Origin of the sequence: Pseudomonas sp. N40(2020) (assembly GCF_014472415.1) — a bacterium.
In the GTDB taxonomy this organism is placed as follows: Bacteria; Pseudomonadota; Gammaproteobacteria; order Pseudomonadales; family Pseudomonadaceae; genus Aquipseudomonas.
The window spans coordinates 1-12,812 of record NZ_JACSZV010000001.1; the positions used below are offsets into that span (position 1 = coordinate 1).

Sequence of the window (12,812 nt, forward strand, 5' to 3'; positions counted from 1 at the left end):
TGTACATGCTTTTGGCGATGTGCGAGACGCTGGAGCAATACACGCCACAGGAGCTGGCGGGTTTCGCTAAAGAAGCCATCGGCTGGGTGGCCAGCCGAAGACTTTAGAGATGTGTAGATACCAATGCCCATCGCTGGCAAGCCAGCTCCCACAGGGTTTTCTGTTGTACAAAAAATCGGTGTTCAACATTGAAACCTGTGGGAGCTGGCTTGCCAGCGATGAGGCCCGAAGCTTCAAAGAAAATGCCAGCCTCTTGTATGGAGAGAGGCAGCCTCAGTATATGGCAGATTTTCAGCCAACCTGGACCGGCGCACAGTATTGCCATGAACACACTCGCAGACTTCTACCAAAACCTCGGTCTGGCCCTGTCACTGCTGGTCATTGCCACTTTCGTCCTGGCCGGCCTGGTCAAAGGCGTGATCGGCCTCGGCCTGCCCACCGTCGCCATGGGCCTGCTTGGTCTGGCTATGGCGCCGTCACAGGCTGCGGCGTTGCTGATCATTCCGGCCACACTGACCAATCTCTGGCAACTGGCATTCGGCGGTCACTTGAAAGGGCTGATCGAACGCTTGTGGCCCATGCTGTTGATGATCTTCCTCGGTACCGGCGTCGGCACGTTGTGGATCGGCATGGCGGGTGGGCATTGGGTCGGGCGCGGACTCGGCGCGGCGCTGTTGCTATACGCGTTGAGCGGATTATTCCTGCCAACGCTGCACATCAAGCCGCGTCATGAACCGTGGCTCGGCCCGGTCTGCGGTGTCATCACTGGCGTCATCACGTCGGCCACCGGCGTATTTGTCATCCCGGCCGTGCCGTATATGCAGGCGCTCAATTTAAGTCGCGATGAACTGGTGCAGGCGCTCGGTTTGTCCTTCACCGTTTCGACCCTGGCACTGGCCGCCGGACTGCTCTGGCGCGGCGCCCTTGGCGGCGGCGAATTGAGTGCGTCGCTGTTGGCGTTTATCCCGGCGGTGCTAGGTATGTTGCTCGGCCAATGGCTGCGTCAGCGGATCAGCGCCGTGCTGTTCAAGCGCGTGTTCTTTATCGGTCTGGGCACGCTCGGCGCCCATTTGCTGATCAGCGGTTAGCCGAGGCTTCGCTGAGCATGTCGATCAGGCGAATATCGAAATCGCGCTCCAGATAGTCCATGCGCTGATCGTAAAACTGCTTCATGTGCGGCAGCGTCGAATGCACATCGAGATGCGCCTGGGATTCCCAGATCTCGTAAAAGATGAACAGCGTCGGATCTTCTTTATCGCGCAGCATGTGGTACTCGATGCAGCCCGGCTCGGCGCGGCTTGGCTCAACGTAGGCACGGAACAGCGCCTCGAAAGCCTCGGCTTTTTCCGGGCGGGTCTTGGCGTGCAGGATGAAACCCAGACGTTCAGTCATCACAAACTCCTCAAATTCTGATGGCTGCGAATGCTACGGCAACAATCAGCAATGGATTCGTGCGTTTTACTCAAATGTATTTTGCGCAACCCTGGCTTATTCCGCGCGAGGCAGATCGTTAATCTGCCGCCATTCGATTTTCCCTTCTCCCTCCAGCCCAATGGCTGCGCCGAGGCTTTCTCATGAAAAAAGTTTTGTTGCTCAATGGCGGTAAAAAATTCGCCCACTCCGACGGTCGCTACAACGCCACCCTGCACGAAGCCGCGCTGAGCGTGCTGGATCGCGGCGGTCTCGACGTCAAGACCACCTTCATCGACGAGGGGTATGACGTCGCCGAAGAAGTGGCCAAATTCCTCTGGGCCGACGTGATCATTTATCAGATGCCGGGCTGGTGGATGGGCGCGCCGTGGACGGTGAAAAAGTACCTCGACGAAGTCTTCACCGAAGGCCACGGCAGCCTTTACGCCAGCGATGGCCGCACCCGTTCCGATGCGTCGCAGAAGTACGGCAGCGGCGGCCTGATTCAGGGCAAGCAATACATGCTGTCGCTGACCTGGAACGCGCCGCAGCAAGCCTTCGATGACCCGACCGATTTCTTCGAAGCCAAAGGCGTCGACGCCGTGTACTTCCCGTTTCACAAGGCCAACGAGTTTTTAGGCATGACTGCTTTGCCGACGTTCCTCTGCGTAGACGTGATGAAACGCCCGAACATCGAAAACGATGTGGCGCGTTATGAGCAGCATTTGACCGAGGTGTTTGGCCTCAACGCTTGATGCTCGGCTACTATCGAAGGCCTGAGCCTGCGGAGCAGGCCAATCGATCAGAGGACACCCGTGAAAGCCAGATCCGATGAGTTGCAGATTTTTGTCTGCGTGATCGAATGCGGTTCGATTTCCGCCGCCGCCGAGCAGGTCGGGCAGACGCCATCGGCGGTCAGCCGGACGTTGTCGCGGCTGGAGGCCAAGCTCGACACCACGCTGATCAACCGCACCACGCGGCGTATGGATCTGACCGAGGAGGGCAAATATTTCTTCGAGCAGGCCAAGCTGATTCTCGATCAGATGGATCAACTCGAAGAACGGCTGTCCTCACGCCAGCAAACCCCGTCCGGACGCCTGCGGATCAACGCCGCGTCGCCGTTCATGCTTCATGCGGTCGTGCCGTATATCGACGAATTCCGCCGGCTCTACCCGGACATCCAGCTCGAACTCAACAGCAATGACCTGATCATTGATCTGCTGGAACAAAGCACTGACGTCGCCATCCGCATCGGCACCCTTGCTGATTCGACGCTGCACGCGCGTTCGCTCGGTTGCAGTCCGCTGCTGATCGTCGCCAGTCCCGCGTATCTGGAAAAGCATGGCGCGCCGCAACAAGTGGCGGACTTGAGCGAACACACCTTGCTCGGCTTCACCCAGAACGAAGGCCTCAACCAATGGCCGCTGCGTTACGTGCACGGTGACCGTTGGCCGATCACCCCGGCGATCAGCGCCTCCAGCGGCGAGACCGTGCGGCACCTGGCGTTGGAGGGGCAGGGCATCGCGTGCCTGTCGCACTTCATGACGATTGAGGACATCCGCGCCGGGCGTTTGAAAGTGGTGCTGGCGGAATTCAACAGCGGTTATCGCCAGCCGATCAATGCCGTGTACTACCGTAACTCGCAACTGGCGCTGCGCATTCAGTGCTTCCTCGACTTCATCCAGAGCAAACTCGCCGCCTACGCCAGCGCCGATTTCAAGGGCTGATTCGTGATCTCTGCGCAAGAGTGAATTGGGCGAGGACGGGTTTTTCCACAGGGCTCGTCGGTCGATACTCGTCCCATCACTTATTCACGCAGGGAGTTTCTCCATGAACGTATTTGTTACCGGCGCTGCCGGTTTTATCGGCGGCTCCATCGCCACCGGTCTGGTTCAGGCCGGGCATAACGTCACTGGCTTGGTGCGTAGCACTGAGCAGGCTGATGAACTGAAAGCTCTGGGCATCACTCCGGTGATCGGCACCCTCGACGACAAAGCGCTGCTCGCCGAACAGGCCCGCGCCGCCGACGCGGTGATCAACGCCGCCAGCAGCGACCATCGCGGCGCGGTCGAAGCCTTGCTCGACGCCGTGCGCGGTTCCAACAAAGTATTCCTGCACACCAGCGGTTCGAGCATCGTCGGCGATGCGTCGGGCGGTAAGTCCAGCGACGTCATCTACTACGAAGACAACCTGCCGGAACCGACCGTCGACAAAGCCGCCCGCGTGGCGATCGACAACCTGATTCTCGCGGCGGCGAAGGATGGGGTGAACTCGGCGGTGATCTGCAACACCCTGATCTACGGCCACAGCCTGGGCGTCAACCGCGACAGCGTGCAGTTGCCGCGCTTGCTCAAACAGGCGCGCAAAAGTGGCGTGGTGCGCCATGTCGGCACGGGTCAGAACATCTGGTCCAACGTACACATCGAAGATGTTGTTGCGCTGTACCTGCTGGCGCTGACCAAAAACGTCCCGGGCACGTTCTACTTCGTTGAAAGCGGCGAAGCGTCGTTCATCGACATGACCACTGCCATGGCGCAAGCGCTGAATCTGGACCAGCCACAAGACTGGCCACTGAAAGACGCCGAAGCCGAATGGGGCTACGAAATGGCCAACTACGGCCTCGGCTCCAACAGCCGTGTACGTGGCAAACATGCCCGCGAATTGCTGGGCTGGGCGCCGAAGCGTACGTCGGTGGTTGAATGGATTCGTAACGAAATGGTGTGATGGGCGTTTAAGCCCCGCCGGGCTTTGCTATCAACCTCTAGAACGGCTGCCATCGGGCAGCCGTTTTTATTTCAGGCTTTGCTCTTGCGTGACGCCAGACCTATGGTGCTCTGAAAATTGCCAGTTCAGCAGGTACAAGGATGATTAACCGTTACGACGCAGAAGGGGCACAGAGCAGCTTTCAGCCAGGCTCTAATGAGCAAGTGCTGAGCAAGTGCTGAGCAATAAGCTGGGAATTACAAGGCCGTGCAGGCAGGTTACGTACCGCTGGACTACAGCAGTTGGGAACGAAATAAAGAGGCTTATTTTTCTGCGATCCACCAAGGTCTGAACTGCAACTACGAACCTATGGAGTATTGGGTAAGACAGGCGTTGTGGACTTGACGTTACTTGGCCAGGGATAGGTGCAGGAACTTGCTGGATTTGACTTTGAGCTTGTGTTCAATCGCCTCGACACTCTCACCTGTCTCGATGGCTGTTGAGCTCGCGATTGCACGGATCAGCGTTTCGGCAGTGATTTTTTTTCTGGTGCGGCGCGCAGTTGTCATGTCGCAGGCTCGATAGAGAACGTCAGGCGAGTATAGCGCTTGCCTCAATTTTCCGAATACCCCTTAAACCTGTGGGAGCTGCCTTGCCAGCGACAGCGGTCGACCAGTCAGCATCTATGTTGAACGTGCCGCCGCCATCGCTGGCAAGCCAGCTCCCACAGGTGTCTGCATTCTGGTTGAAGGAATGCGAACAATTGTGGGAGCGAGCCTGCTCGCGAAAGCGGTGCTTCAGTCGACAGAAATGTTGATGTGAGACCATCTTCGCGAGCAGGCTCGCTCCCACCTTGGTTTCTCGTCTACCTGAAAGTGATGTAAATCCCGCCCCTCGATTTTCATTAATCGCGACACGGCATATCTATTAGCGACACCTCTTACCTCTCCACGAAAATTACTTTCATGTGGTTTGAAAACTCGATCTCGAAATGATTTATGAGTTTCACAACCCATTCGAACGTGACCCTTTCGAGGAGTACCGCATGACGCCTTCCTTCGGCTATTGGCTGCTGGTCTATGCCGCCGTCGCCATCATCGCTCTGATCGTGCTGATCGCCCGTTACCGGCTCAATCCGTTCATTGTTATCACCCTGATTTCCATCGGTCTGGCGCTGGTGGCGGGCATGCCGCCATCCGGTGTGGTGGGCGCGTATGAGGCCGGGGTGGGCAAGACGCTGGGGCACATTGCGCTGGTGGTCGCGCTGGGCACGATGCTCGGCAAGATGATGGCCGAGTCCGGCGGTGCCGAGCAGATGGCGCGCACGTTGATCGACAAATTCGGCGAGAAAAACGCGCACTGGGCGATGGTCTGCATCGCGTTTCTGGTGGGGCTGCCGCTGTTCTTCGAAGTCGGTTTCGTGTTGCTGGTGCCGATTGCCTTCACCGTGGCGCGGCGGGTCGGCGTGTCGATTCTGATGGTCGGCCTGCCGATGGTTGCAGGCTTGTCGGTGGTGCATGCGCTGGTGCCACCGCACCCGGCGGCGATGCTCGCGGTGCAGGCCTATCAGGCGTCGGTCGGGCAGACGCTGCTGTATGCGATTGCCATCGGCATTCCGACGGCGATTATCGCCGGTCCCCTGTACGCCAAATTCATCGTCCCGCGTATTCAGTTGCCGGCGGATAACCCGCTGGAAAAACAATTCCTCGACCGCGAACCGCGCTACAAACTGCCGGGTTTCGGCATCACCATGGCGACCATTCTGTTGCCCGTGGTGTTGATGCTGATTGGCGGTTGGGCCAACCTGATTTCCACGCCGGGCAGCGGTTTCAATCAATTCCTGTTGTTCATCGGCAACTCGGTGATTGCGCTGTTACTGGCAACGTTACTGAGCTTCTGGACGCTGGGGATTGCCCAGGGTTTCAACCGCGAATCGATCCTCAAGTTCACCAATGAATGCCTGGCACCGACCGCCAGCATCACCTTGCTGGTCGGCGCCGGCGGCGGCTTGAACCGAATTCTGGTGGACGCAGGCGTGACCGATCAGATTGTCGGCCTCGCCCACGAATTCCACCTGTCGCCGCTGATCATGGGCTGGCTGTTTGCGGCGCTGATGCGCGTGGCCACCGGTTCGGCCACGGTGGCGATGACCACCGCGTCTGGCGTGGTCGCGCCCGTCGCCATCGGTCTGGGTTATCCACATCCTGAATTGTTGGTGCTGGCGACCGGCGCCGGGTCGGTTATCTTTTCCCACGTCAACGACGGCGGCTTCTGGTTGATCAAGGAATACTTCAACATGACGGTCGCGCAGACGTTCAAGACCTGGACCGTGCTCGAGACGTTGATCTCGCTGGTCGCTTTCGGTCTGACCGTCGGCCTTTCCTACCTGCTGTAACCGGAGCCCGCCGCCATGGACATCCTCTACCAGATCCGCGCCCGCCAGGATTCCTTCAGCGCCGGCGAAGGCCGCATCGCCCGGCTGATGCTCGACGACGTTGGCTTTGCCGCCTCCGCCAGCCTCGAAGATCTGGCGCAACGGGCCGAAGTCAGCACCGCCACACTGTCGCGATTTGCCCGCACCGTCGGCTGTCGTGACCTGCGCGATCTGCGCCTGCAACTGGCCCAGGCCAGCGGCGTCGGCAGTCGCTTTCTAGACCCGGCGGGCACGCCTGAGCAGTCGGCGTTTTATGGGCAGATTGTCGGCGACATCGAAACCACACTGCGTCAGCATCTCGCTGGATTCGACGAGTCACGCTTCGCCGACGCGGTGAAATTGCTCGGTCAGGCGCGGATGATTCACGCGTTTGGCATGGGCGGTTGCTCGACCCTGTGCAGTGATGAATTGCAGGTGCGGCTGGTGCGCCTCGGCTACCCGATTGCGGTGTGTCACGACGCGGTGATGATGCGCGTCACCGCCGCCAGCCTGAATGCCGAGCAAGTCGTCATCGTCTGCTCGCTGACCGGGATCACCCCCGAACTGCTGGAGACCGTCGAGCTGGCGCGCAACTACGGCGCCCGCATCCTCGCCATCACCCGCGCCGACTCGCCACTGGCCGAACTGGCCGACATCGTCCTGCCGCTGCAAGGCGCAGAAACCTCGTTCATCTACAAACCGACGGCGGCGCGCTACGGCATGTTGCTCGCCATCGACGTGCTCGCCACCGAGTTGGCGCTGGTCAATCCTGAAGACAATCAAGAGCGTCTGCGGCGGATCAAACTCGCCCTCGACGAATACCGTGGCGGCGACGATCACCTGCCACTGGGAGACTGACATGCAATACGACACGCTGATTCGCAACGCCCTGATCATCGACGGCAGCAACACGCCCGGTTACCGCGCCGACGTGGCGATTCTCAATGGTCGCATCGAGCGAATCGGCGACTTGCACGACGCCACCGCCAGCGAACAAATCGACGCCGCCGGCCGCGTGCTGGCGCCGGGTTTTATCGACGTACACACCCATGACGACACCGTGGTCATCCGCCAACCCGAGATGCTGCCCAAGCTCAGCCAAGGCGTGACCACGGTGATTGTCGGCAACTGCGGAATCAGCGCCTCACCGGTCAGTTTGAAAGGCAATCCGCCGGACCCGATGAACCTGCTCGGCACTGCCGCAGCGTTCGTTTATCCACGCTTCAGCGATTACCGCGCGGCGGTCGAAGCGGCCAATACCACGTTGAACGTGGCCGCGTTGATTGGGCACACGGCACTGCGCAGCAATCACCTCGACGATTTGTTCCGCACCGCAACGGCGGAAGAAATCACCGCGATGCGCGAGCAGTTACGCGAAAGCCTTGAGGCCGGCGCGTTGGGTTTATCCACAGGCCTGGCCTACGCCAGCGCCTACAACGCTTCCACCGATGAAGTCATGCAACTGACCGAAGAGCTCACGGCATTCGGCGCCGTTTACACCACTCATCTACGCAGCGAATTTGCACCAGTGCTGGAGGCAATGGACGAGGCGTTTCGCATCGGAAAACACGCACAGTCACCGGTGATTATTTCCCACCTCAAGTGTGCCGGTGTCGGTAACTGGGGGCGCAGTCCGCAGTTGCTTGCATCGCTGGAAGACGCGGCGAAAACTCACCCGGTGGGCTGCGATTGCTATCCCTACGCGGCGAGTTCTTCGACGCTGGATCTGAAGCAAGTCACCGACGCCCACCGCATCACCATCACTTGGTCGACGCCGCATCCGGAAGTCAGCGGCCGCGACCTGATCGATATCGCCGCCGAATGGAACCTGCCGCTGCTCGACGCCGCCAAACGCCTGCACCCGGCGGGTGCGGTGTATTACGGCATGGACGAGGCCGATGTACGAAGAATCCTCGCGCATCCGTTGTCGATGGTCGGCTCTGACGGACTACCGGAAGACCCGTTCCCGCATCCACGTTTGTGGGGCGCTTTCCCACGGGTGCTCGGACATTTCAGCCGCGACGTCGGGCTGTTTCCGCTGCACACCGCCGTGCACAAGATGACCGGTTTGTCGGCCGCGCGATTCGGGCTGAAGGAAAGGGGTGAGATTCGTGAAGGACATTGGGCGGATCTGGTGTTGTTTGATCCGGCGACCGTGCGTGATGTGGCGGATTTCAATGACCCGCAACGCGCGGCACAGGGCATCGACGGCGTTTGGGTCAACGGCGTTTTGAGTTATCGCGACGGGAAGGCAAATGGCCGAAGGGAAGGGCGTTTTCTTGCGCGGCAGGGCGATTTGCGTGACGGCTTTTGTTGAAGTTTCGCGCAGTGCGTCACAGTGGTGGCACATTGCGATTAAAGAAAGCCATCAACAAGCCGAATTGCTGACATCAAGCCCAGCTAAACTCTTGGGCCAACCAGTCAGGGAGCACCCCATGAGCTTCGGCAAAACCACCCCGATCCTGCGGATTTTCGATGAAGCCAAAGCCGTAGAATTCTACGTCGACTTCCTCGGGTTCAAGATCGACTGGCAGCATCGTTTCGAAGCGAACTACCCGTTGTATCTGCAGGTGTCGCGGGGTGAGTGTGTGTTGCATCTTTCCGAGCACCATGGTGATGCGACGCCGGGGTCGGCATTGCGGATTGAGACCGATGAGCTGGAGGCGTTTCAGCAGCAATTGGTGGCCAAGGACTACAAGTTCTCGCACCCGCAGATTCAGGCTATGCCTTGGGGCAGCCAGGACATGACCATTGCTGATCCGTTTGGCAATCGGTTGGTGTTTACCAATGCGATCAGCGTCTGAGCTGGAAATACCCCTCACCCTAGCCCTCTCCCGGAGGGAGAGGGGACTGATTGGGGGATGCTTGAGAAGTACGCCGACCTGAAAGTGATTGACCGAATCCATAATCGACTGGGGCGTTCAGGTCGATGTACAGCGCAAGACACCTCGGTCGGCCCCCTCTCCCTCCGGGAGAGGGCTGGGGTGAGGGCCGCTGCCAAACCCGTTCTGCCTGACAGCGGGTTTTTCCGTTACTCGGTCGGCACTAACTTATCCAGCACTCGATTGACCGCCAACTCGGCCAGCATCACCACCTGAGCGATGCCTTGCAGGGTCTTGCGGTGCGTGCCTTCAACCATCGCGACATGGTTGTGCAGCAACACGATGGCCGAGCCGAGGGTTTCACTGGCGTCCGCGATCAGGGATTCGGTGTTGGCCTCGGGGTGTGCCATGTACAGGGCGTTGGGTTTGTAGGGCGCAGCCATGATGGCGGCGGTCGGTGGGCCGAGATAGTGGTCGAGGGCACGTTCGGCGGCGTCGTGGAATTTCTTTGAATCGGGCGATTCGTAAGGAGAGCCCGGGTCGGTGACCGGCGGGTTAGGCGTTGGTTTGAACATAAGCTGTGTTCCCTTCATTGAGCCCCAACCCTTTGCTACTAAACGAAGGGGTGGCAGCTGTACGCAGGTTAGTAGACCGGGGAACTCAGCTTAAGCCGGCGCGCCGAAGCGCCCTACGTACAGCCACCATAAAACTCAGGTACGCAAGCACCTGTGATGAATGTACGACCAAGCGAATTACCTCGGGCTACTAAACCCGTTCACTGGAAATCAGTGACGGACTCAAGTTACCGATGGGCTCCGGGGCGCACAAGCCGGCGGATTCTGGCGTAGGCGTAGGCGTAGGCAGCGGCGCAAGGATTTGTAGGCTTTCGGGCGTAACACTGGGTGTCTTTAAACGGCTAGGGTGGAATGGGTTTATTGCGCTACAGAGATTGAGGATTTGCCTGTCGGAATACGGGCGGCGACTTGCCAGCGATGAGGCCCGCACAGTCACCCCCGATGCGTCTGCCGAAACTCCCCGGGCGGCATCCCGCGCCGACTCTTGAACGTGCGATGAAACGACCTCGGTTCGGTAAACCCCAGATACTGCGCAATGTCCTGGATGGGCAGATTGCTGTTGAGCAAGTAATGCTCAGCCAGTTCCTGACGCAGATCATCGAGAATTTGCTGATACGACGTCCCCGCCTGCTGCAACTGACGCTGCAACGTACGGACTGACACTTTGAGCTGCTCGGCCACTTGCTCTTTGCGCGGCAAACCCTCCTTGAGCAACTGACGCAGGATGTTTTTCACTCGCTGCGCAAGCGACGCGTCCTCCAGCGTCGCCATCAACCCCATGGCATGCTCCTCCAGCGTGCGCAGCAATTGCGCATCAGCCTGGCGCAACGGCAGTTGCAGATACGCCAACGGCACAATCAATGCCGAATAAGGCTGATCGAACAAAACCGGACAACCGAAAAACGCTTCGTACTGCGCCAACGTCGTCTCGGCCGGGCGCGAATGTTCCAGCCAGACAGCGGCAGGCGACACCTGCGTATCAGCAATCCAGCGCGCATAGTGCAGCCACGAACCGAGCACGTTTTCCACCAGATGCCGGCGAATCCGCGGGCGCTGATAGCGGCAGCTCCAGATCAGATGCACATGCCCGTCCTGCACTTCGGCGCGACTCACGCCCATGTCACCCACCAGTTTCTCGAACGGCATGATCCGGCTCATGGCATCGCCCAGCGTCGCGCAGTTCATGGTGATGTAACCCAACACGCTCCAGGAATTGGGCAACACAAATTTCGCCGCGTTAAGCCCGAACAACGCATCACCCGAGTGTTCGCAGAAATAATCGAGCAACTTTTCATGGGCCTCACCCGGCAAGCGCAGGGTATTGTCGCTCAACTGCTGCGCCTGCAACCCGGCCGCCGCTAACGCCGGCTCAATGGCCATGCCCATATGCTCGGCGTGGCGCAGGTATTTGAGCAGCGGCGGAACAGAGGTGAAGCCGAGCGATTGCATGATCGTCATTCCTGGATCAAGGCGCGCGTGAGCGGATGAGTGCCTTGAAAGGTAGTTGCAAACCATGGCTGAAGTAAATTCCCAGCGTGGAATGCGGTGAGGCTGCTATGCGCCGCCGGGAAGATTGCCGGATTTGAGCGTGATGGGATGTGCTAGCCTGCAATCAATGATTTCATTGATTGCAGGGGGCGTTATGGCCAGCATCACGATTCGAAACCTCGACGAGAAGCTCAAGGAACAGTTGCGCATCACCGCTGCTCATAACGGGCACTCCATGGAAGAAGAGGCTCGCCTGATTCTCGGCAGAGCCTTGGCGACGGTTGATCGCGCCGGTGGACTTGGCAGCCGGATACGCAACAGATTCAGCGATGTGGACGCAGTGGAACTGGTGTTACCAAAGCGTTCAGAGAAAGCCACCGGGGTGGATTTTTCTGAATGATAGTGCTCGATACCAATGTTCTTTCAGAGTTTATGCGAGCCGAGCCTGCAGCTCGGGTGCTTGATTGGGTAGATGCGCAGCCAGCGATGGATCTGGCAATCAGCGCCGTCACCGTGGCAGAAATCCTCCACGGCATCGCACGCCTGCCTTCTGGCAAGCGCAAACAAAAACTTGAGGCGCATGCCATGGCCATGTTCGAAGAGGACTTCGCCGGGCGCATTTTGCCGTTCGATGCTCACGCCGCCGTCGAATACGCGACACTGGTTGCTGATTGCGAAGCTAAGGGCCGCGCGGTGTCGATGGCTGATGCGCAAATAGCTGCAATTTGCCGAACTCACGGCGCCTCCATTGCCACTCGCAACGTGAAGGATTTTGAGTTTTCCACAATTGAGGTAATCAATCCTTGGCTAGCCTGAAGCACTCTTGCACCTGCGACATTTTGCAGAATGGGTGGCTGAGCGGATTTATGAGCGCGAAACCGAAACTGTTTTGATTTATTTCTCAGCCATGCCAATTGCTTGGCGCAGCCTGATTAATGCCTTACCGAGTGCGGCCGATTTCCACTGGCTGAAACAAAAAATAATTTATATCTGGCGGGACTGGTGCCTAGTTCGAAATGTTCTAAAAAACTAGTATTTTTTACAGGTCTCAAATTCTTTTGAAGTAGTTAGGTTTGGATTGCAGGACATCTACCTATATTTCAAGAGTTGCAGGTTATGGCTGTGAAACCGAGAACCGAAAACCGAGAAGACCTGAGAACGAAGATTTTTGTAGGCGGGCTTTCGCATATGATTACAAGTGACTCACTAAAAGCTAAGTTCGAAGTGTATGGGTTAGTTGTAGATGCAATTATAATTTTCGATAGGGAAACGGGGCGGTCTAAAGGATTTGGCTTTGTTACTTATGATGATCCATTAGATGCGAAAAGTGCTGTTGATAATCTAAATGAAACGGAGTTTGAAGGTAGAACCATAAAGGTTACCTACGCCACTGAATAGGGA

General features: G+C 58.3%; 15 protein-coding genes. 11 read left to right on the forward strand and 4 right to left on the reverse strand.

Features of this window, described 5'->3' with window-relative positions:
* Positions 1-323: 323 nt before the first annotated feature.
* Positions 324-1,088, forward strand: a complete 765-nt coding sequence (locus tag IAI51_RS00005) for a sulfite exporter TauE/SafE family protein (RefSeq protein ID WP_187676614.1) — start codon at positions 324-326, stop codon at positions 1,086-1,088.
* Here IAI51_RS00005 and IAI51_RS00010 read toward each other — a convergent pair.
* Entirely contained in the window at positions 1,078-1,392 is a 315-nt protein-coding gene (locus IAI51_RS00010) for a putative quinol monooxygenase (RefSeq protein WP_187676615.1), read from the reverse strand. The two genes, IAI51_RS00005 and IAI51_RS00010, sit on opposite strands and share 11 nt — an antisense overlap.
* 182 nt (positions 1,393-1,574) lie before the next feature.
* Between IAI51_RS00010 and IAI51_RS00015 the strand changes: the two genes are divergently transcribed.
* The 3 genes from IAI51_RS00015 to IAI51_RS00025 all read left to right on the forward strand — a co-directional run bounded on the left by IAI51_RS00015 (position 1,575) and on the right by IAI51_RS00025 (position 4,134).
* On the forward strand, positions 1,575-2,165 hold the full coding sequence (locus IAI51_RS00015; RefSeq protein ID WP_187676616.1) for an NAD(P)H-dependent oxidoreductase: 591 nt from the start codon (positions 1,575-1,577) through the stop codon (positions 2,163-2,165).
* A gap of 60 nt (positions 2,166-2,225) precedes the next feature.
* Positions 2,226-3,137: a LysR substrate-binding domain-containing protein gene (locus tag IAI51_RS00020; RefSeq protein ID WP_187676617.1), complete on the forward strand. Its 912-nt coding sequence runs from the start codon at positions 2,226-2,228 to the stop codon at positions 3,135-3,137.
* 103 nt (positions 3,138-3,240) lie between these two features.
* Positions 3,241-4,134, forward strand: coding sequence for an NAD-dependent epimerase/dehydratase family protein (locus IAI51_RS00025; protein WP_187676618.1), 894 nt, complete (start codon positions 3,241-3,243; stop codon positions 4,132-4,134).
* 386 nt (positions 4,135-4,520) lie between these two features.
* On the opposite strand, the gene IAI51_RS00030 is transcribed toward IAI51_RS00025, so the two are convergent.
* A complete protein-coding gene (locus IAI51_RS00030) occupies positions 4,521-4,682 on the reverse strand; it encodes a hypothetical protein (RefSeq protein ID WP_187676619.1) in 162 nt (53 codons plus the stop codon).
* 476 nt (positions 4,683-5,158) lie between these two features.
* Here IAI51_RS00030 and IAI51_RS00035 point away from each other — a divergent pair, with 476 nt between their 5' ends.
* The 4 genes from IAI51_RS00035 (at position 5,159) to IAI51_RS00050 (ending at position 9,330) form a co-directional block, all read left to right on the forward strand.
* Complete coding sequence (locus tag IAI51_RS00035) at positions 5,159-6,508, forward strand: GntP family permease (protein ID WP_187676620.1); 1,350 nt, start codon at positions 5,159-5,161, stop codon at positions 6,506-6,508.
* A gap of 15 nt (positions 6,509-6,523) precedes the next feature.
* A complete protein-coding gene (locus IAI51_RS00040; protein ID WP_187676621.1) occupies positions 6,524-7,384 on the forward strand; it encodes a MurR/RpiR family transcriptional regulator in 861 nt (286 codons plus the stop codon).
* A gap of 1 nt (position 7,385) precedes the next feature.
* Positions 7,386-8,843 carry an N-acyl-D-amino-acid deacylase family protein gene (locus IAI51_RS00045; protein WP_187676622.1) on the forward strand — a complete coding sequence of 486 codons (1,458 nt, stop codon included), beginning with the start codon at positions 7,386-7,388 and terminating at the stop codon, positions 8,841-8,843.
* Between the two features lie 118 nt (positions 8,844-8,961).
* A complete protein-coding gene (locus IAI51_RS00050; RefSeq protein ID WP_187676623.1) occupies positions 8,962-9,330 on the forward strand; it encodes a glyoxalase superfamily protein in 369 nt (122 codons plus the stop codon).
* A 227-nt stretch (positions 9,331-9,557) separates the two neighbouring features.
* Here IAI51_RS00050 and IAI51_RS00055 read toward each other — a convergent pair whose 3' ends face one another.
* Both IAI51_RS00055 and IAI51_RS00060 read right to left on the reverse strand, forming a co-directional pair.
* A complete protein-coding gene (locus IAI51_RS00055; protein ID WP_187676624.1) occupies positions 9,558-9,923 on the reverse strand; it encodes a DUF6124 family protein in 366 nt (121 codons plus the stop codon).
* Positions 9,924-10,355: 432 nt separating this feature from the next.
* Complete coding sequence (locus tag IAI51_RS00060; RefSeq protein ID WP_187676625.1) at positions 10,356-11,372, reverse strand: AraC family transcriptional regulator; 1,017 nt, start codon at positions 11,370-11,372, stop codon at positions 10,356-10,358.
* Between the two features lie 193 nt (positions 11,373-11,565).
* On the opposite strand from IAI51_RS00060, the gene IAI51_RS00065 reads away from it, so the two are divergent.
* The 3 genes from IAI51_RS00065 to IAI51_RS00075 all read left to right on the forward strand — a co-directional run bounded on the left by IAI51_RS00065 (position 11,566) and on the right by IAI51_RS00075 (position 12,809).
* On the forward strand, positions 11,566-11,811 hold the full coding sequence (locus IAI51_RS00065) for a FitA-like ribbon-helix-helix domain-containing protein (protein ID WP_187676626.1): 246 nt from the start codon (positions 11,566-11,568) through the stop codon (positions 11,809-11,811).
* Positions 11,808-12,227: a type II toxin-antitoxin system VapC family toxin gene (locus IAI51_RS00070; RefSeq protein WP_187676627.1), complete on the forward strand. Its 420-nt coding sequence runs from the start codon at positions 11,808-11,810 to the stop codon at positions 12,225-12,227. The genes IAI51_RS00065 and IAI51_RS00070 overlap by 4 nt, the downstream gene beginning before the upstream one ends.
* Positions 12,228-12,527: 300 nt before the next feature.
* Positions 12,528-12,809, forward strand: a complete 282-nt coding sequence (locus IAI51_RS00075) for an RNA recognition motif domain-containing protein (protein ID WP_187676628.1) — start codon at positions 12,528-12,530, stop codon at positions 12,807-12,809.
* The last annotated feature ends 3 nt before the right edge of the window (positions 12,810-12,812 follow it).